Here is an 821-nt window from a genome sequence, read left to right on the forward strand (position 1 = left end):
CGCACGCAGCGCAGCGGTGCTGAGGGCGCGCAGATCGGCCGTTTCCAGGGTCGAGACCTGGGCGGTGCTCAGTGCGGCCGCCTGACCGGTGGTCAGAGCAGCGAACTGTGCCGTGCCGAGTGCGTTCAGGTCATCGGTGGTCAGATTGGTGATCTGGGCTGAGCCCAGAGACGCCACCTGAGCCGTGCTCATGCGGGCGAACTGGTCGGACGTCAGGACGTTCAGGTCATTGGTGCTGAGGCCAGTCAGTTGACCGGTGGACAGCGCGGTGATCTGGGCAGACGTCAGCGCTTGGAGCTGATCCGAAGTCAGCGCATCCAGTTGATCGGACGAGAGTGCACGTACTGCAGCAGTACCCAGGGCACGCAGGTCACCGGTCTCGATGGAGGCGATCTGGGCCGTCGCGAAGTTACCGATCTGGGCCGAGGTCAGCGAGGCGACCTGGCCGGAGCTCAGGGCCACGATGTCGGCTGTTTCCAGGCCCGGCATCTGAGCCGTGGTCAGGCTGTTGATCTGGCCGGTGGTCAGGGCAGCAACCTGGTCGGTGCTCAGGGCCAGCACCTGGTCGGAGCTCAGGTTGCGCAGCGCAGCCGTCGAGATGGCACGCAGATCGGCTGTCTCCAAGGTCGAGACTTGCGCGGTGCTCAGAGCGGTGGCCTGGGCCGTGGTCAGCGCAGCGAACTGCGCGGTGCCGAGGGCGTTGAGGTCGTCCGTGGTCAGGTTGGTGACCTGGGCGGTGCTGAGAGTCGCCACCTGAGCGGAGCTCATGCGGGCGAACTGGTCCGTCGTCAGCGTGTTCAGGTCGTTGGTGCTCAGCGAGG

1 pseudogene is annotated in these 821 nt (G+C 66.1%); it reads right to left on the minus strand.

What is annotated here, in order from left to right:
- Positions 1-821: pseudogene (locus DES47_RS28790) on the minus strand (heme utilization protein); the annotation flags it as partial.

This window comes from Roseateles toxinivorans, from assembly GCF_004362525.1.
Lineage (GTDB): Bacteria > Pseudomonadota > Gammaproteobacteria > Burkholderiales > Burkholderiaceae_C > Paucibacter > Paucibacter toxinivorans.